Raw genomic sequence first — 19,094 nt, 5'->3', positions numbered from 1 at the left:
CCCTCGCCGGGGGAAATGGGGCCCCGCCCGCGGAGGACAAGCGTCGGGCTGTTGCCGCTGAGGGCGGACAGGAACGACAAGACCAGACCGCATCGCGTGGGCGTCATACCGGTATATCGAGGAAGCGGTAGGACAAAGCGTCGGTCAAAGACTGTTTATCGTCGAACTTTGTTCGGCCGGATGCTGGCCTTGCGTATTCGGGCTCGACGCTGCGGCGGAGGCGGGGGCAAACCTCGGCCAGAGGCGGGGACGACGGCCGGCGGGCCCGTCATCCACACCGTTAACCTTTTCTTAACCCGCCGATTGTGGTGCAACGCCGGGCGTGGGACATTCGTTAACAGAAGCTTAACGGGGCCAAGGGCGGTCATGCGGTACGGGTTTTCCCAGCGTTTCTCGGCTCTGACGTCCCGCCTCGCCGCCCTCGGCGCCGCGGCGCTGGTCGCGGGTCTCGCCACCCTGCCGGGCGCACAGGCGCAGACCCTGGCCGCCCTGCCCACCGTGCCGAGTGCCATCAGTGCCGGCGCCCAGACCCGTCCGATCGCCGCCTGGGTCGATTTCTGCGCCGCCTACGCGACCGAGTGCGCGGTGAACACCGCCGAGCCCGCTCAGATCACCCTCACCCCGGCCATCTGGAATACCATCGTCTCCATCAACCGCCGGGTGAACAAGTCCCTCGTCGCCGTCACCGACATGGACCACCTCCACGTCGCCGACCGCTGGGATCTCGCCGAGGACGGCTCGGGCGATTGCGAGGACTTCCAGCTCCTCAAGCGCAAGCTCCTGGCCGAGACCGGCCTGCCGCGCCGGGCGATGCGGATGACGGTCGTCATCGACGAGAAGGGCGAGGGCCATGCCGTGCTGACCCTGATCACCGACCGCGGCGACCTCATCCTCGACAACAAGACCAGCACGATCCTGCCCTGGCGCCAGACCGGCTACACCTTCATCAAGCGCGAGAGCCAGGATGCCGTGGCCTGGGTCTCCCTCGGCCGCGCCGCCTCGCCCGTCACCACCGCCAACCGCTGAACCGTCCCGGCACGGGATCGTGGAAAACCCGATCCTTTAAGGCGCGGCTAAGCGTGGCGGCGCGAGGGTGATCCCGCTCCGGGATACCCGCCATGACGCTCCGCAACCGCCTCCGCACCGGCGCAGTGCCCGCGCTGCTGCTCCTCTCGGTCGCCTCCGCCGCGGCGCAGGAGGCTCCGAGCGTGGCCGAACGCCACGCATCGTGGCGCGCCTGCCTCAACCGCAACTTCACGCTCCAGGCCGCCCTGTCCAGCCGCGTCGTCGCGGCCGATGCGGCCCTGCGCACCTGCCGGCCGAGCGAGCAGGCCTACCTCACCGCCCTCTCGACCTCGCCCCTCGTCGATGGCGACGACGTCGCTCGGGTCCGTCCGGCCCTGCTCCTACGTGCCAGGGGATGGCTCCTCGAGGGCGGGCGTCAGCGGCCGCTCTGACGGGCCACGTTCGTCCGGGATGCCCTCGTTCGGCCCCGCGGGGCGGGCGCGTCTCAGGCGAAGGATTTCCGCGGGTCGAAGGCGTCGCGCACGGCCTCGCCGGCGAAGACCAGCAGGCTCAGCATCACCGCCACCACGAAGAACCCGGTCAGCCCGAGCCAGGGCGCCTGGATGTTGTCCTTGCCCTGCGCCAGGAGCTCTCCCAGGGAGGCCGAGCCGGGCGGAAGTCCGAAGCCCAGGAAGTCCAGGGAGGTCAGCGTCCCGATCGACCCGTTGAGGATGAAGGGCAGGAAGGTGAGCGTCGCCACCATGGCGTTGGGCAGGAGGTGCCGGCTCATGATGCGGATGTTCGAGAGCCCCAGTGCCCGGGCGGCGCGCACATATTCGAAGTTGCGGGCCCGCAGGAACTCCGCTCGCACGACCCCGACGAGGGAGACCCACGAGAACAGCAGCAGGATGCCCAGCAGCACGAAGAAGCCAGGCTCGATGAAGGCCGAGATGATGATGATGAGGTAGAGGGTCGGGATGCCGCTCCAGACCTCGATGAAGCGCTGCAGGGCGAGGTCGACCCAGCCGCCGAAATAGCCTTGCACGGCCCCCGCGATCACGCCGATCACCGAGGAGATCAGGGCGAGGATCAGCCCGAACAGCACCGAGATGCGGAAGCCGTAGATGATGCGCGCCAGCACGTCGCGGGTGGTGTTGTCGGTCCCGAGCCAGTGCCTCTCCAACTCGGCGCAAGGCTTGCCGACATTCTGGCACTGCGCCTCCGTCAGCATCCAGGTCGGGGGCGAAGGGGAGGGCGTCGGCAGGCCATCGATGATGGTGTCGTAGGAATAGGGGATCGGCGGCCAGATCGCCCAGCCGTTGTCGGCGATCTCCTTGCGCGTCTCCGCCGAGCGGTAGTTCGGCCGGGCGTAGAAGCCGCCGAACTTCTCGTCCGGGTAGTCGATGATCACCGGAAACAGGATCTCGCCCTTGTAGGAGACCACCAGGGGCCGGTCGTTGGCGATGAACTCGGCGAACAGGCTCGTTACGAACAGGCCCGTGAAGATCAGGAACGACCAGTAGCCGAGCCGGTTGCGCCGGAAATTGGCGAGTCGCCGCCGGTTGAGCGGTGACAGGCCGCGACTCGGCGGGGGCAGGGCGACCGCCTCGGCGGCGTCGGGACGCACGATCTCGTTCATCGGGCGCTCCCTGGTCCGGCCGATGTCAGCCGTCGATGCGCGTCGCCGTGCCCTCGATCTCGTTCGGGCGCAGGCCGCCGCGGCGCTCGAGATGGCGCCGCAGCAGGCGCACGTTGCGGCGGTTGGCCTTGAACGCCGCATCGAACAGGTCGCCCGCCAGGGGGACGGCACCGAGCGCCCCATCGGCCGCGATGTTCAGCGCCATCCGGGCGATGAGCCAGCGCGGCGCCCCGAGCCGGCGCGCCTCCACCACGATGTAGGAGGCCAGCAGCATGCCGGCGACGTCGCCCACCACCGGGACGAGGCCGACCAGGGCGTCGAGACCCACCCGGCGGTTGATGCCGGGGATCACGAAGGCCGAGTCCATCAGGTGCGCGAACGCCTCCAGGCGCAGCAGCGTCGCCTCGCGGTCGTCCGCCTTGGGCCGGAAGCGGGTGGTGGCACCGGCGGTCTGGGTGAAGTCCATGGTCGGGCTCCGGGGCAAGTCCAGCCTGTGGGATCGGCGCGGCGTGGGCCTCCGCCGGGATGTGGCCCCGGCCCCCCGCGCCCGCAAGCGCCGCCCGTACGGACCCGCCCATCAGGCCGCCTGCCGCGCGACGGTGGAGAGCCGGTCGAGGGCTCGGTCGAGGACGTCGTCCGCCTTGGCGAAGCACAGCCGCACCAGGTGGCGTACGGAGGCGTCGGGATAGAACGCGCTGATCGGGATCGCGGCCACGCCGTGCCGGCGCACCAGATCGTCGCAGAACGCGACATCGTCGTCGCAGCCGAGCGGCGCGAGATCGACGTTGAGGAAGTAGGTGCCGTAGGAGGGCAGCACTCGGAAGCCGCGTTCCGCGAGGCCCGTCGCGAGGCGGTCGCGGGAGGCCGCGAAGCGCGCGCGCATGCCGGTGAAGTAAGTCTCGTCCTTGGCCAGACCGTAGGCCACCGCCTCCTGGAGGGCGGGGGGCGTCGTGAAGGTGAGGAACTGGTGGGCATTGGCTGCCACGCGCATCAGGGCCGGCGCCGCCATCACAAAGCCGACCTTCCAGCCGGTGAGACCGAAGATCTTGCCGGCCGAGCCGATCTTCACGGTCCGGTCACGCATGCCGGGCAGCGCCATCAGCGGGCAGTGCCGCGCGCCGTCGAAGACGATGTGCTCCCAGACCTCGTCGCAGACCGCCACCACGTCGTGCCGCGTGCAGAACGAGGCCAGCAGCGCCAGGTCCTCGCGCCCGAAGATCGTGGCGCTCGGATTGAGCGGATTGTTGAGGACGACGAGCTTCGTCCGGTCCGAGAAGGCTTCCGCGAGGGCGTCCGCGTCGAGGCGGAAATGCGGTGGCTGGAGCGGCACGATGCGGGCGACGCCGCCGGCCCGGCGCACCAGCGGCAGGTAGGCATCGTAGAGGGGTGCGAACAGCACGACTTCGTCGCCCGGCGCGATCAGGGCGAACAAGGCGGCGGCGATGGCCTCGGTGGCACCCGAGGTCACCATCACCTCGCTCATCGGGTCGAGGTCCAGCCCCTGATGATGCGCGTAATGCGCCGCAATCGCCCGGCGCAGGTCGGGCAGGCCCATCATCGGCGGGTACTGGTTGTCGCCGTGAAGCACGGCCTCGGCGGCCTTGCGCCGGACATCCTCCGGACCCGGATCGTCCGGAAAGCCCTGGCCGAGGTTGATCGCGCCGAGTTCGCGGGCGAGGCCCGACATTACCGTGAAGATGGTCGTCGGCAGATCGGCGAGAACGGGATTCATGGAGCAGGATTCATAAGGAACGGAATTTCGCGGAAACGTTCGCGGGACCGGAAGAATGGCTTGCCGTGGCGTAGCACGCCGCTTCGTCCCGGTGAAATGTGCGTCCTCGCACGCGGCTTCGATACCTCTGCTCGCCGTCGCCTGACGATTGTTGACTTTCATCATCCATCACGTAACTCTCTGCTCACGGCTGGAGCGGTGATTGCCAGCGCGGGACTTCGCCCCCTCGTTCCGTACACGTGTCGTCGCCGCTCCGGTCCGTCTCGAGAAAAGGTCGTCGCTCCCCCCAGCGACGGCCTTTTTCGTTTCGCCGCCTCGGACGAATTGGGCGGAATACGTGTTCTGAACAACGGCATCCGGCATTCGGCATTGCAGCAATACGCCGGAAACGCGAAGGCCCCACTGGAGTCGCATTGGTTCCCTAGGACGTCTCCCATGCCGTGCCGCGACTGCCTTCGAGACCTGGGACCGGCCAGGGCTGCGACCCGATCCCGAGCCGCTCGATCCAGGGTGATCGGGCGTCGGCGAGGCGCCGACGGCGAGGCGGATGGGGTGCGACGTCGTTCGATCCTGTCCCGACGGGCCCGGGGAGCTTATCTCCCTTCGGTTGGCAGCCCGCGCCGGTCCGATTCGGCGCAAACCCGGCGCGCGGCCCGGGATTGCGGCGCGTCCGGGACTGTTGGTCACGGGAAGGCTTTGCGGTTCGTCGCCTCGCATCGCCGACCGCAACACGCCATGATCGTCAGGCCATGAACGAAACCTCGCCCATCCGCACCGAGACAGCGCGTGAATATCCCGGAGCGCTCCCGGGCGAGGCATTGCCGCGCGAGACCCGGAGCGCGCCGCCCGTCCGCCGCCGCAGCCGGGCCCGGTTCTGGTTCGTCCTGCTCCTGATCCTCGCGGGTGCCGGCTATGCCGGATACCGTTACTATCTCGCGCCGAAATCGGAGACCCAGGTCGCGGCCACCCCCGGACGCGGCAAGGGCGCGGGCGGACGCGGCGGCCATGGCGAGCCGCCCCAGGCGGTCGGCATCGCCACGGTGGCACCGGGCGACGTACCGATCGTACTCGCCGGCCTCGGAACCGTGACGCCCCTCGCCACCGTGACGGTGCGCTCGCAGATCAGCGGCTACCTCACCGAGATCGGGTTCCGCGAGGGCCAGACCGTGAAGAAGGGCGATTTCCTCGCCCAGATCGATTCCCGGCCCTACGAGGCCCAGCTCGCCCAGTATCAGGGCCAGCTCATGCGCGACCAAGCGCTGCTGCAGAACTCGAAGCTCGACCTCGCCCGCTTCCAGCGGCTCTCCCAGCAGGATTCGATCTCGAAGCAGAACGTCGACACCCAGGGCGCCCTCGTGAAGCAGAACGAGGGTACGGTGGCGGCCGACCAAGCCCTCGTCGACCAGCAGAAGCTCAACATCACCTACACCCGCATCGTCTCGCCGGTGGAGGGCCGCGTCGGCCTGCGCCAGATCGACCAGGGCAACTACATCACCGCCGCCTCCACCAGCATCGTGGTGGTCACGCAGCTGCATCCGATCTCGGTGGTCTTCACCTTGCCGGAGGACGACGTCGCGCGGGTGATGCGGCGCGTGCGCGCGGGCGCCAAGCTCGCGGTGACGGCCTACGACCGGGGCGATACCAACGTCATCGCCACGGGCGTCCTCGACACCGTGGACAACCAGATCGACACCACCACCGGCACCGTGAAGCTGCGGGCGATCTTCGAGAACCAGGACGACGCCCTGTTCCCGAACCAGTTCGTCAACGCCAAGCTGACCGTCGACACCGTGCGCGACGCGCCCATCGTCCCCACGGCGGCGATCCTGCGGGGCACGCCGGGGACCTACGTCTACCTGATGCAGGGCGACGACAAGGTGGTGGTCCGGCCGGTCAAGCTCGGCGAGGCGGACGGCCCGCGGACGGTGGTCACCGAGGGGCTGAGCAACGGCGACCGCGTGGTCGTGGACGGCACCGACCGCCTGCGCGACGGCGCGCCGGTGCGCGTCACCGAGGAGGGCGGCAAGCCCCGGAACGCCCCGCACCGGGACCATGCGGCCGACGCCCAGGACAAGCCGCCCGGTGGTCCAGGCGCACCCGCGGATGCTCCGAGCACTCCGGCCGCCGCTCCTGTGACCGAGGGGGCCAAGCCCGACGCCGCCAAGGCCGACGCGGTCGCTCCCGAGGGCCAGAAGCGCGAGCGGCGCCGGCAGCGCCCGGCCGAGGCGCAATGACCCGATGAACCCGTCCCGCCTCTTCATCCTGCGGCCGGTCGCCACCACGCTGTTCATGCTGGCGGTTCTCCTGGTCGGCATGGTGTCGTACCTGAACCTGCCGGTCTCGGCCCTGCCGTCGGTGGATTACCCGACGATCCAGATCCAGACCTTCTATCCGGGCGCCAGCCCCGAGGTGATGACCTCGGCAGTGACGGCCCCCCTCGAGCGGCAGTTCGGGCAACTCGCCAACCTCAACCAGATGACCTCGCAGAGTTCGGCGGGAGCCTCCGTCATCACCCTGCAGTTCAGCCTGGATCTCGCCCTCGACATCGCCGAGCAGCAGGTCCAGGCGGCGATCAACGCGGCCGGCAACCTGCTGCCCTCCGACCTGCCGGCACCGCCGATCTACGCGAAGGTCAACCCGGCCGATGCGCCGATCCTGACGCTGGCCCTGACCTCGAAGACCCTGCCGCTGACCGAGGTGCGCGACCTCGCCGAGACGCGGCTGGCGCAGAAGATCTCCCAGGTGGCCGGCGTCGGCCTCGTCAGTACCGGCGGCGGCCAGCGCCCCGCCGTGCGCATCCGCTTCAACGCCCGGGCGCTCGCGGCCTACGGCCTCAACATCGACGACCTGCGCACCACGGTCACCAATCTCAACGTCAATACGCCCAAGGGCACCATCGACGGGCCGACCCAGTCCTATTCCATCAACGCCAACGATCAGATCCGCGACCCGAAGGCCTATGACGACGCGATCATCGCCTACAAGAACGGCGCGCCGGTCCGGCTCTCGGACGTGGCCGACGTGGTCAACGGGCCCGAAAACACCAAGCTCGGCGCCTGGATGGACGAGACGCCCGCCGTCATCCTGAACATCCAGCGCCAGCCCGGCGCCAACGTTATCGCCACCGTCGACAAGATCAAGGCGCTGCTGCCCCAGCTCCAGGCGACCCTGCCGGCCGCCATCGGCGTCACCGTGCTCACCGACCGCACAACCACCATCCGCGCCTCGGTGCACGACGTGCAGGTGGAACTGGCGCTGGCCATCGGCCTCGTGGTGCTGGTGATCTTCCTGTTCCTGCGCAGCGTCTCCGCGACCCTGATCCCGAGCCTGTCGGTGCCCCTGTCGCTCATCGGCTCCCTGGCGATCATGGACCTCTACGGCTTCTCCCTCGACAACCTCTCCCTGATGGCGCTGACCATCGCGACGGGCTTCGTGGTCGACGACGCCATCGTGGTGATCGAGAACATCGCCCGCCACGTGGAGGAGGGCGACTCGCCCCTGGAAGCCGCGCTGAAGGGCAGCCGCGAGATCGGCTTCACCATCATCTCGCTCACGGTCTCGCTGATCGCGGTGCTGATCCCGCTCCTGTTCATGGGCGACGTGGTCGGGCGCCTGTTCCACGAATTCGCGATCACGCTGGCGGCCACCATCATCATCTCGGCGGTAGTCTCGCTCACCCTCGTGCCGATGCTGTGCGCCCGTCTGCTCAAGGCCCACGTGCCCGGGAAGGCCGAACGCCGCGAGGGCTTCATCGCCCGCACCGCACGCCGCGGCATGGACGGCATCATCGCGGGCTACGGCCGCATGCTGCGGGTGGTGCTGCGCCACCAGACGCTGACCCTCGTCGTGACCCTCGGCACGATCGCGCTCACCGCCTACCTGTTCGTGGTGATTCCGAAGGGGTTCTTTCCGGTGCAGGACACCGGCGTCATCCAGGGCGTGACCCAGGCCGACCAGACCGTGTCCTACGCCGCCATGGCGGAGCGCCAGCAGAAGCTCGCCGCCATCGTGCTGAAGGACCCGGACGTGCAGAGCCTGTCCTCCTTCATCGGGGTCGACGGCCAGAACGTCACCCTGAATTCCGGCCGCTTCCTCATCAACCTGAAGCCGCAGGAGCAGCGCACGGCGCGCGCGCCCGAGATCATCGAGCGGCTGAAGGCGGCCACCACCGATGTGGCGGGCATCCGCCTCTACCTGCAATCGGTGCAGGACCTCACCATCGATACGGCGGTGGGGGCGACCCAGTATCAGGTCATCTTGGAGAACCCGAACCTGACGGAGTTCGAGACCTGGGTGCCGCGCTTCGTGCGGGCCCTGCAGGCCTCGCCGCTCCTCATGGACGTGGCGAGCGACCTGCAGGCAAGCGGACTCGCCGCCTACATCACCATCGACCGGCCCACCGCCGGGCGCTACGGCATCACGCCGGCCACCGTCGACAACGCCCTCTACGACGCCTTCGGCCAGCGCATCATCTCGACGATCTTCACCCAGTCGAACCAGTACCGGGTCATCCTCGAGGCCGATCCCGACCTGCACAAGACCATCGAGAGCCTCGATCACATCTACCTGCCGTCCTCGACGGTCGCCTCGGGGCAGGTCCCGCTCTCGGCTGTGGCCCAGGTCAGCGAGCGGCGGGCGCCGCTGCTGATCAGTCATCTCGGCCAGTTCCCGGCCACCACCGTGTCGTTCAACCTCGCGCCCGGCGCGGCGCTGGGCGACGCCGTCTCGGCGGTGGAGGCGGCGCGCCAGTCGATCGACCTGCCGCCGAGCTTCCGCGTCGTGCCCCAGGGTTCGGTCTTCGCCTTCCAGTCGGCGCTCTCGAACCAGCTCTTCCTGGTGCTGGCCGCCATCGTCACCGTCTACATCGTCCTCGGCGTGCTCTACGAAAGCTTCATCCACCCGATCACCATCCTGTCGACCCTGCCCTCGGCCGGCATCGGGGCGCTGATCGGCCTGATGCTGTTCGGGCTCTCGCTGGACATCATCGCGATCATCGGCATCGTGCTCCTCATCGGCATCGTGAAGAAGAACGCGATCATGATGATCGACTTCGCGCTCCAGGCCGAGCGCGAGGAGGGGATGAGCCCCCGCGACGCGATATACGAGGCCTGCATCCTGCGCTTCCGGCCGATCCTGATGACGACGCTGGCGGCCCTGTTCGCCGCGGTGCCGCTCATCGTCGGCACCGGCGTCGGCTCCGAGCTGCGCCAGCCGCTCGGCATCGTCATCGCGGGCGGCCTCATCGTCAGCCAGGTGCTGACCCTGTTCACCACCCCGGTGATCTACCTCGCCTTCGACCGCCTGGAGCGTCGCCTCTCCGGACGCCGCGAAGGTGGCGCCGGCAGCGTCGAGGCGCTGCCGTGAACGTCTCCGAGCCGTTCATCCGGCGGCCCGTCGCCACCACACTGCTGACCATCGGCGTACTGCTCGCCGGCATCTTCGCCTTCATGAAGCTGCCGGTGGCCCCGCTGCCGCAGGTGGATTTTCCCGTCATCCTGGTCCAGGCCCAGATGGCCGGCGCCTCGCCGGAGACCATGGCGACCACCGTGGCGGCGCCCCTGGAGCGGCGCCTCGGCGCTATCGCCGACGTCACCGAGATGACCTCGACGAGTTCGCTCGGCTCGGTCCGCCTCGTGCTGATGTTCGGCCTCAACCGCGACATCGACGGCGCGGCCCGCGACGTCCAGGCGGCGATCAATGCCGCGCGGGCCGACCTGCCGACGGCTTTGCGCTCGAACCCGACCTACCGGAAGTTCAACCCGGCCGACGCGCCGATCCTGATCCTCGGCCTCACCTCGAACACCCTGACGCCGGGCCAGCTCTACGATTCCGCCGCCACGGTGGTGCAGCAGAAGATGTCCCAGCTCCCCGGGGTCGGGAACGTCGATATCGGCGGCTCGTCCCTGCCGGCGGTCCGGGTGGCCCTCGATCCGACCGCCCTGTTCAATTACGGCATCGGCCTGGAGGGCATCCGCGCGGCCCTGGCCTCGGCCAACGCCAATTCGCCGAAGGGCGCCATTGAGACCGAGACGCGCCACTACCAGCTCTACGCCAACGACCAGGGCCGGGTGGCCGCCGACTATCGCGACCTCGTCGTCGCCTACCGGAACGGCGCCGCCGTGCGCCTCACGGATGTCGGCACCATCGAGGATTCGGTGGAGGACCGGCGCAACCTCGGCCTCGTCAACGGCAAGCCGGGCGTGATCCTGTTCATCTACAAGCAGCCGGGCTCGAACGTCGTCGAGACGATCAAGGGGCTGAAGGCCGCGATCCCGCAGGTCAAGGCGGCGCTTCCCGGCGACATCGACCTCACCGTCACGGGCGATCGCAGCGCCACCATCCGCGCCTCGCTGGCCGAGACTGAGGAGACGCTCCTCATCGCGGTCGTCCTCGTCATCTTCGTGGTCTTCCTGTTCCTGCGCTCGGGCCGCGCCACCCTCATCCCGGCGGTGGCCGTGCCGATCTCCATCGTCGGCACCTTCTCGGCGATGTACCTGCTCGACTACAGCCTCAACATCCTCTCGCTGATGGCGCTGATCATCGCCACGGGCTTCGTCGTCGACGACGCCATCGTGGTGCTGGAGAACATCCAGCGCTACATCGAGAAGGGCAGGCCCCGGGTCGAGGCGGCGCTCCTCGGCTCCCGCGAGGTCGGCTTCACCGTCATCTCCATGAGCCTGTCCCTGGTGGCGGTGTTCCTGCCGATCCTGCTGATGGGGGGCATCGTTGGGCGCCTGTTCCAGGAATTCGCCGTCACCCTGTCGCTGGCGATCCTCATCTCCCTGGTGCTGTCGCTCACCACCACGCCGATGATGTGCGCGCTCTTCCTGCGGCCCGAGGCGGCGCACGGCGCCGCCCGCCCCAACGGGTTCGTGCGCGCCCTGGAGACCGGGTTCGATCGCATGCTGGCGGGCTACGAGCGGACCCTGCGGGTCGCCATGCGGCACCGGCGGCTCGTGGCCCTCTCGCTGCTGGCGACCGTGGGGCTCAACGTCTACCTCTACGTCATCGTCCCGAAAGGCTTCTTCCCCGAGCAGGATACGGGGCAGATGATGGGCGGCATCCAGGCCGACCAGCGCATCTCGTTCCAGTCGATGAAGCAGAAGCTGGAACAGGCCACCGCCATCGTGCAGGCCGATCCGGCCGTCGACAGCGTGGTCGGATTCACCGGCGGCCGCGGCACCAACTCGGCCAACGTCTTCGTCGGCCTGAAACCCCGGGGCGAGCGCGATTCGATCACCGCCGTGATGGCGCGCCTGCGCCCGAAACTGTCCCGCGTCGCCGGCGCCCGGCTCTACCTGTTCCCGCGCCAGGACCTGCGCATGGGCGGGCGCCAGAGCTTCGCGCAGTATCAGTACACCCTGCAGGGCGACACCGCGGAGGAACTGTATCAGGCCGCGCCGAAGCTGGTTCAGGCCCTGCAAAAGAACCCGATCTTCGCCGACGTGACCTCGGACCAGCAGGAGGGCGGCCTCGAGAGCCGCCTCGTCATCGACCGGGCCAGTGCGTTCCGCTACGGCCTGACCCCGGACAAGATCGACAACACGCTCTACGACGCCTTCGGCCAGCGCCAGGTCTCGACGATCTACAACCCGCTGAACCAGTACCACGTCGTGATGGAGATCGCCCCGCGCTACCTCCAGAGCCCCGACACCCTGAAGATGCTCTACGTCTCGACCTCGGGCGGCAAGGCGCGGGGCTCGGCCACCACCAACGCGGTGGCGGGCACGGTGGCGGGCGCGCCGGCCGCGACGGCGACCACCGGCGCCGTGGGTGCGGCGGCGACGGCCGATGCCAGCGCCGCCTCCATCGCCACCGATTCGGCCCGCAACGCCGCCGCCAACGCCATCGCGGGCGGCAAGGGAGGCGCCTCCTCCAGCGCGCCGGTATCGAGCGCGAAGGAGACGATGATCCCACTCTCGGCCTTCGCCCGCCTCGAGACCGGCAACGCGCCGGTCCAGGTGAGCCACCAGGGCCTGTTCGTCGCCACCACGATCTCGTTCAACCTCGTGCCGGGCAAGAGTCTGTCGGACGCCACCGCCGCCATCGACGCGGCGATCACCGACCAGCGCCTGCCCGCCACCATCCACGGCGAATTCGCCGGCTCCGCCAAGAGCTTCCAGGAATCGTCCTCGCGCCAGCCGCTGCTGATCCTGGCGGCGTTGCTGGCCGTCTACACGATCCTCGGTATTCTCTACGAAAGCTTCGTCCACCCCGTCACGATCCTGTCGACCCTGCCCTCGGCCGGCATCGGCGCCCTGCTGGCGCTCCTCGTCTCGGGCACCGAGTTCACCGTCATCGCGCTAATCGCGGTCTTCCTCCTCATCGGCATCGTGAAGAAGAACGCGATCATGATGATCGACTTCGCCCTCGATGCCGAGCGCACGCGGGGCGCGTCCCCGCAGGAGGCGATCTTCGAGGCCTGCCTCTTGCGCTTCCGCCCGATCATGATGACAACGCTCGCCGCGATGCTGGGCGCCCTGCCCCTCATCCTCGCCGGCGGGGAGGGCTCCGAGTTGCGCCGGCCCCTCGGCATCGCCATCGTCGGCGGCCTCATCGTGAGCCAGATCCTGACCCTCTACACCACCCCCGTCGTCTATCTGTACCTCGACCGGCTGCGCCGCCGCGCGCCGGCGGCCGGCGCCGCCCTGAGCCCCGCCGAATGAGGCTGCACCCCGGACTTTTCGCGATGCTGGGCCTGCCCGGGCTCGTCTCGGGCTGCATGGTCGGGCCGGATTACGCGCGCCCCTCGGTGGAGACGCCCCTGGCGTTCAAGCAGGGGGGGACGCGCGAGGACAGCGCGGCCTCCGTGGCGAGCCGCAAGGGCTGGCGCCCGGCCGCGCCCAATGACGGCGCCGAACGCGGCGATTGGTGGCGGGTGTTCCGCGATCCCACCCTCGACCGGCTGGTCCGCCTCGTCGACGTGGACAACCAGACTCTGCGGGCCCAGGTGGCCGCCTACGAGCAGGCGCGCGGCTTCGTTGCCCAGGCCCGCGCCGCCCTGTTCCCCACCGTCACGGGCGCCCCCAGCATCTCGCGGTCGCGCTCCATCGGAATCGAGCGGACGAACGTCTCCCTGCAGGGCCAGGCGAGCTGGGAGCTCGACCTCTTCGGACGCATCCGCCGCAACATCGAAAGCGAGGTCGCCACCGCCCAGGCCAGCGCCGCGGAACTCGCCCTGGTGCGTCTGACCATCCAGTCCGAGGTGGCGAACAACTACCTGACGCTGCGCTACCAAGATTCGCTCCAGCGCGTGCTCAACGAGAACATCGAGGGCTACAAGAAGAGCCTCGCAATCACCGAGAACCAGTACAATGCCGGTGTCGCCGCGCGCTCGGACGTGATCACGGCCCAGACCCAGCTCCAGACCACCCAGGCCCAGGCCATCGCCGTCGGCCTCCAGCGCGCCACCTTCGAGCACGCCATCGCGCTCCTGGTCGGCCGGCCACCTTCCGAGTTGAGCCTGCCGGTGGCGCCCCTCGCCGCCCGGCCGCCCGCGGTCCCGGTCGGCATTCCCTCCGCCCTCCTCGAGCGGCGCCCCGACGTCGCGCAGGCCGAGCGCAACGTCCAGGCCCAGAGCGAGCAGATCGGCGTCGCCGTGGCGGCGTTCTACCCCACCGTGACCCTCTCGGCCTCCGGCGGCATTTCGGGCAGCCCGGCCAACGGTCTGTTCTCCGCCGTCAACCAGGTCTGGTCGGTGGCGGCCGCCGGCACGGAGGTGTTCTACGACGGGGGCGCCCGCGCGGCGGCCCTGCGCATCACCCGGGCGGCCTACGACGCCAGCGTGGCGAACTACCGCCAGACCGTGCTCACGGCCTTCTCGGAGGTGGAGAACGGGCTTGCCGGCGTGCGCATTCTCGCCCGCCAGCAGGTGGCTCAGGACGAGGCGGTCGCCTCGGCCCGCCGCGCCGTGGAGATCACCCTGAACGAGTACCGGGCCGGAACGCAGAACTTCACCACCGTGGTCACGGCGCAGGCCCTCGCCCTCAACAACGAGGTCACCGCACTGCAGATCCGCCTCAACCGCTTCACCACCGCGGTCTCGCTGATCCGGGCCCTCGGAGGCGGCTGGGACGTGCGCAGCCTGCCGAGCGGGGACGAGTTGAAGGAAGCCCGCCTGCCGGTGGATTCCGGTCAGGCCGTCCGCACGGACGAATAGAAGCTCGCCCCACGTACCAATCGGGTCGGCCCGTGCGCTCCAGCACGACCTTGGCCGGAACGTCGCCGGACGCCGCAGGTTGACGAGCGGATTTTGCCGGCGCGCCGCGCCGCAGCCGCGAGTGGAGGCCGTGGGCCATGGACCAGACACCCCCCGCCAAAACACCCGACCCGACACCCGATCAGGGAGCGGTTCCGGCGGCGCCCCCCTGCACCCTGGTGATCTTCGGGGCCGGCGGCGACCTTACCAAGCGGCTTCTGATGCCGGCCCTCTACAACCTCGCGGCCGGCGGCCTCCTCGATCTGGGCTTCCGCATCGTCGGCGTCGACCACAACGCCAACACCGACGAGGGCTGGCGCGACGACCTCTCGAAGACGATGCAGTCCTTCACCACGGACCGCACCTCGGAATTCCACCCGGAGCGCATCGATCCCCGAGCCTGGGGCTTCGTCCGCGAGCGCCTGCACTTCCGCCAAGGCGATTTCACCGCCGCCGAGACTTTTTCCGGCCTCGCCCAGGCGGTGTCCGGCAATGCGATCTTCTACCTCGCAGTCTCGGCCCGCTTCTTCGGGCCGATCGTCGACGCCCTGGGTCAGGCGGGCCTCCTGAAGGAAGCGGAGGGCGCGTTCCGCCGGGTGGTCATCGAGAAGCCGTTCGGCAGCGACCTCGCCTCGGCGCGGGCGCTCAATGCGCGCATCCTCAAGCAGGGCACCGAGAGCCAGTTCTTCCGCATCGACCATTTCCTCGGCAAGGAAACGGTGCAGAGCATCCTGGCGATCCGCTTCGCCAACGGCCTGCTCGGCCCGGTCTGGCACCGCGATCACATCGACCATGTCGAGATCACCGCCGCGGAGACCATCGGCGTGGAGGCGCGCGGCGCCTTCTACGAGCCCACCGGAGCGCTGCGCGACATGGTGCCGAATCACCTGTTCCAGCTGCTCTGCATGGTGGCGATGGAGCCGCCCAGGAGCCTCGACGCCGAGGATGTCCGGGACGCGAAGGCCCGCCTGATCCAGGCGGTTCGGCCGGTCCAGCCCGCCGAGGCGGTGCGCGGCCAGTACGGCGCCGGCCAGGAGCACGGGCATGCGGTGCCGGCTTATCGCGACGAGCCGAACGTCTCGAAGGAGTCCCGCACCGAGACCTACGTCGCCCTGAAGCTGGCCATCGACAACCCGCGCTGGAAGGACGTTCCATTCTACCTGCGCACCGGCAAGCGGATGACCGACCGCGTCACCGAGATCGCGCTCCACGTCCGGCCCCCCGCCGCATCGCCCTTCGCGACCCCCGACGCGCCCGTGACGCCCGATGTCCTGCGCTTCCGCATCGATCCCGAGCAGGGCATGGACATCGTCATGAATGCCAAGCGGCCCGGGCCGCGCCTGGATCTCGGACGGGTCACCGCGGCCTTCGATTACGGCGACTTCTTCCGCGAGACGCCGAGCGTCGGCTACGAGACGCTGCTCTACGATTGCCTCACCGGCGACGCGACCCTGTTCCAGCGCGCCGACAGCATCGAGGCGGCCTGGGCGGTTGTCGATCCGCTGCTCGAGGCCTGGGCCGACGCCCTCGTGGAGCCCTATGCCGCCGGCAGCGACGGACCGGAGGGCGCCACCGCTCTGCTGGCCGCGCAGGGCCATCGCTGGCTACCGCTCGGCGAGGGATGAGCGCGGCGGACGGGTCGGTCGCCGCCGGCCGCCCGTCGCGGAGACGACCGGCGGCCGCGGCTGCAACTCGGCCAGGGCATCGTGATGCAGCAGCAGGACGCCGGTCGCGGCGGCGAGCTTGCGCGCCGCCGGCGTGAATCCCGCATTGGAGACCACCGCGGCCATGTCGCCCGACCAGTAGCGCATCGCCGCGGCGATCTCCTGGACGGCGCCGTTGCCCACCGGCCGGGCGTAGCGCTTGCACTGGACCACGAGGCGCGTCCCGGCCCGCTCGGCCACGATGTCGGCGCCCTGGTCGCCGCTGGCCTGGGTCGCGCGGGCGTTCCAGCCCGCCTCCCGCAGGCGCTCCGCGCAGTAGCGCTCGTAGGCGATGCCCTCCTCGGGCGCCTCGCTCTCATCCGGAAGGCGCACGGCATCGGCCACGCGCTCGATGATGGCGAGGATGTCGTCCCAGGCCCCGTCGATCGCCTCGCCGTGACCGCGCGCCTCAAGTTGAGGCACCACGGTGCGCCCGGCGAAATAGGCGCGCTCGCGCTCCCAGCCGTCGTTGATCAGGTTGCCGTAGGCGTCGACGAAGCATTCCTGGCGTCGCCGTAGGGCCAAGGTCGCCGCATGCGGCCGCGCGATCCTGCGGATCAGGCGACGCAGGCGCCGGGGCCGGTCGAGATGGTGCAGGACGAGGCCGGCGAGCGCGAGGCCAGCGCCGATGGCGCCGGGTTGCCCGAACCACAGGGCGCAGCCGCCTCCGATCACGGAAGTCCAGAACAGGCGCGCCACGAGGCGCGATCGGCCCGACATGCGGTGGTCCCAACCCGAGGGGCGCCGCGATCGTCCGACCGCCGGCATCGTCGGGCGCCACCGTGGCAGCGGCGGGTTGCGCGATCTCTAACGCGGGACGACTGCGGGGCCACCGCCACCCGCGCCCCGGCTCGACGTTGCTGGGATTGAACGGGGCGAAATCTGGACAATCGGGGGGCTGTCGCTCCGAAGACCGGCCTGATCTGTGGGCGCCACAGCATTCGTCGGAGGACGGAAGGTCTGTGCAAGAGCCGTCGACAGCCTGTGGATAAGACCGCTGAAAGGGCCTGGGCGCTCGGCCCCGGCCCATTCATCAGTCTGACCCCGACCCGGTCCGGGCCTCAGGCCTGGGCGACGACGCGGGGACGGCGTCCGCGCGGGGCCGATGCGGCCTTGGCCTCGATCTCGGCGGTGGGGGCGGTCTCCTGCTTCCGGCGTTGCTGGCCGAGGCCCATGTTCTTGGCCAGTTCCGAGCGGGCCGCGGCGTAGTTCGGAGCGACCATCGGATAGTCGCTCGGAAGGCTCCACTTGGTGCGGTACTGCTCGGGCGTCATCTCGTAACGCGTGCGCAAGTGGCGCTTCAGCGACTTGAACTTCTTACCGTCTTCCAGGCAGACGATGTAATCCGGCGTAATCGAGCGCTTGACGGACACGGCCGGGGTCAGCGGTTCCGCCTTCTCCTCGGTGCCGACCTGATTCAGCTTGCCGAGGGTGGCGTGAACCGACCCGATCAGCGCCGGTAGGTCTGCGATCGGAACCGAATTGTTGCTCACAAACGCGGATACGATGTCTGCCGCGAGTTCGATGTAGTCCGGCAGGATTCCGTTCTCAGCGCTCATCTCTGAATCTCTCTTTGTGTTCTGAATACCGCCATCCCCGAGGCGACCCGCCGTTTGGGAGGTTTGTAAGGTGACGTCACTGTTGTGACTTGCTGCTAGCTATGATGAAGACAAGAAAAACGCAAGAGCGCAAGCAGGTCTCGTATAGATCGCGTTCGGTTAATGTTTGGTGGACTGGAATAGACCAGCCGCGACTGCCATTCCGGAAATCCGGCCTAAATTTGCAGGATTTTCCCCGTTCCTGCACAGGCGCTCAGCGCTGGCATCTCTAGTGCCTGCGGGATTATGATGACGAATTGGAGAAATAATTTCTTGCTCGCAGTAGAATGATCTCCCAAAGATCATTCTTGCAAAAACTCAGGAGCTAAAGAGGCTCTATTGAGCGAATATCCAGCAAGATCGCACCAAGAGCTAAAATAGCTCTTGAATACAAAATCCGTTCACATTTATGCGCGCGCAGGCTGTGGATGCGATGCGTTCCCGCCCGCATTCCCCCGAAAATTTTTACGTAGATCAATCTCGAATGGCCCCGACGGCCGATTTCAGCACGCGCTCAGGTCGCTGTCGGCCAAATCTACCCATCCGTCCGGTTGCGCGGACCGTAAGACTTGAATCGCTCCACCGTTCGCCAGATCTCGTCGTCCGGCAGCACGGCAGGCGTTCCGACCTGAAGCGCCACGGCGTATTGTCGGCACAGGGCTTCGACCTCGACCGCCAGCCAGAGAGCCTTCGGCAGGTCCGGTCCGATGGCGATCATCCCGTGATTCGCCAGGAGGCAGGCCGTTCGCCCGTCCAGGGCCGCGACGGCCGCTTCCGACAGGGCTTCGGTGCCGTAGGGGGCGTAGGGCGCGCAGCGCACGGTCGGTCCGCCGGCCGCCGCGATCATGTAATGCACCGCAGGGATGTCCTTCCCGCACATCGCGAAGGCGGTGCAGTGGGTCGGGTGCGCGTGGACGACCGCATTGATCTCCGGTCGCGCCGCGAGGATGTCCCGGTGGAAGCGCCACTCGGAGGACGGGGCGAGGGGATGGGCGTGGCTGCCGTCAAATCCCATCGCCACGATGTCCGCCGGTTCCAGGGTCTCGGCCGGGATGCCCGACGGCGTGACGAGGAGGCCGGCGCCCGCCCGCACGGACACGTTGCCGGAGGTGCCCTGGCTCAGGCCGAGGGCGATGAGGTCGCGCATCGTGGCGACGATGCCGGCGCGGGCCGCCGCATCCGCGGATCCGGGAGGGGAGGGGGGCTTCGCCATGTGGGG

The 19,094-nt window shown here is 68.9% G+C and carries 13 protein-coding genes; 7 read left to right on the top strand and 6 right to left on the bottom strand.

The window, feature by feature from the left end; translation table 11 throughout:
- Positions 1–366: 366 nt before the first annotated feature.
- Both ACXJY8_RS17230 and ACXJY8_RS17225 read left to right on the top strand, forming a co-directional pair.
- Positions 367–1,026 (top strand): transglutaminase-like cysteine peptidase, encoded by a 660-nt coding sequence (locus ACXJY8_RS17230; protein ID WP_463771145.1) that lies wholly within the window; start codon positions 367–369, stop codon positions 1,024–1,026.
- A 92-nt stretch (positions 1,027–1,118) separates the two neighbouring features.
- The gene (locus ACXJY8_RS17225) at positions 1,119–1,457 is read left to right on the top strand and encodes a hypothetical protein (RefSeq protein ID WP_463771141.1); all 339 of its coding nucleotides are present in this window, start codon (positions 1,119–1,121) and stop codon (positions 1,455–1,457) included.
- Between the two features lie 53 nt (positions 1,458–1,510).
- On the opposite strand, the gene ACXJY8_RS17220 is transcribed toward ACXJY8_RS17225, so the two are convergent.
- The 3 genes from ACXJY8_RS17220 to ACXJY8_RS17210 all read right to left on the bottom strand — a co-directional run bounded on the left by ACXJY8_RS17220 (position 1,511) and on the right by ACXJY8_RS17210 (position 4,376).
- On the bottom strand, positions 1,511–2,644 hold the full coding sequence (locus ACXJY8_RS17220; RefSeq protein ID WP_463771137.1) for an ABC transporter permease: 1,134 nt from the start codon (positions 2,642–2,644) through the stop codon (positions 1,511–1,513).
- Between the two features lie 25 nt (positions 2,645–2,669).
- Positions 2,670–3,110: a DUF4112 domain-containing protein gene (locus tag ACXJY8_RS17215; protein WP_463771133.1), complete on the bottom strand. Its 441-nt coding sequence runs from the start codon at positions 3,108–3,110 to the stop codon at positions 2,670–2,672.
- A gap of 111 nt (positions 3,111–3,221) precedes the next feature.
- On the bottom strand, positions 3,222–4,376 hold the full coding sequence (locus tag ACXJY8_RS17210; protein ID WP_463771128.1) for an aminotransferase: 1,155 nt from the start codon (positions 4,374–4,376) through the stop codon (positions 3,222–3,224).
- 749 nt (positions 4,377–5,125) lie between these two features.
- Here ACXJY8_RS17210 and ACXJY8_RS17205 point away from each other — a divergent pair.
- The 5 genes from ACXJY8_RS17205 to zwf all read left to right on the top strand — a co-directional run bounded on the left by ACXJY8_RS17205 (position 5,126) and on the right by zwf (position 16,199).
- Positions 5,126–6,610, top strand: a complete 1,485-nt coding sequence (locus ACXJY8_RS17205) for an MdtA/MuxA family multidrug efflux RND transporter periplasmic adaptor subunit (protein WP_463771124.1) — start codon at positions 5,126–5,128, stop codon at positions 6,608–6,610.
- Between the two features lie 4 nt (positions 6,611–6,614).
- Entirely contained in the window at positions 6,615–9,740 is a 3,126-nt protein-coding gene (locus ACXJY8_RS17200; RefSeq protein ID WP_463771120.1) for an MdtB/MuxB family multidrug efflux RND transporter permease subunit, read from the top strand.
- Positions 9,737–13,042, top strand: a complete 3,306-nt coding sequence (locus tag ACXJY8_RS17195; RefSeq protein WP_463771118.1) for an efflux RND transporter permease subunit — start codon at positions 9,737–9,739, stop codon at positions 13,040–13,042. Before ACXJY8_RS17200 ends, ACXJY8_RS17195 begins: the two co-directional genes overlap by 4 nt.
- 23 nt (positions 13,043–13,065) lie before the next feature.
- Positions 13,066–14,535 (top strand): efflux transporter outer membrane subunit, encoded by a 1,470-nt coding sequence (locus ACXJY8_RS17190; RefSeq protein WP_463771115.1) that lies wholly within the window; start codon positions 13,066–13,068, stop codon positions 14,533–14,535.
- Between the two features lie 137 nt (positions 14,536–14,672).
- Positions 14,673–16,199, top strand: a complete 1,527-nt coding sequence (gene zwf, locus ACXJY8_RS17185) for a glucose-6-phosphate dehydrogenase (protein ID WP_463771112.1) — start codon at positions 14,673–14,675, stop codon at positions 16,197–16,199.
- Here the strand turns inward: zwf and ACXJY8_RS17180 are convergent.
- The 3 genes from ACXJY8_RS17180 to ACXJY8_RS17170 form a co-directional block, all read right to left on the bottom strand.
- Positions 16,179–16,997, bottom strand: coding sequence for a restriction endonuclease (locus tag ACXJY8_RS17180; RefSeq protein WP_463771110.1), 819 nt, complete (start codon positions 16,995–16,997; stop codon positions 16,179–16,181). The two genes, zwf and ACXJY8_RS17180, sit on opposite strands and share 21 nt — an antisense overlap.
- 341 nt (positions 16,998–17,338) lie before the next feature.
- The gene (locus tag ACXJY8_RS17175) at positions 17,339–17,836 is read right to left on the bottom strand and encodes a Ros/MucR family transcriptional regulator (RefSeq protein WP_463771108.1); all 498 of its coding nucleotides are present in this window, start codon (positions 17,834–17,836) and stop codon (positions 17,339–17,341) included.
- Positions 17,837–18,410: 574 nt separating this feature from the next.
- On the bottom strand, positions 18,411–19,088 hold the full coding sequence (locus ACXJY8_RS17170) for a class II aldolase/adducin family protein (protein WP_463771106.1): 678 nt from the start codon (positions 19,086–19,088) through the stop codon (positions 18,411–18,413).
- Positions 19,089–19,094: the final 6 nt, after the last annotated feature.

It is taken from the genome of Methylobacterium sp. TK31 (assembly GCF_055361545.1).
This window is presented reverse-complemented; position numbering and strand designations above follow the sequence as displayed.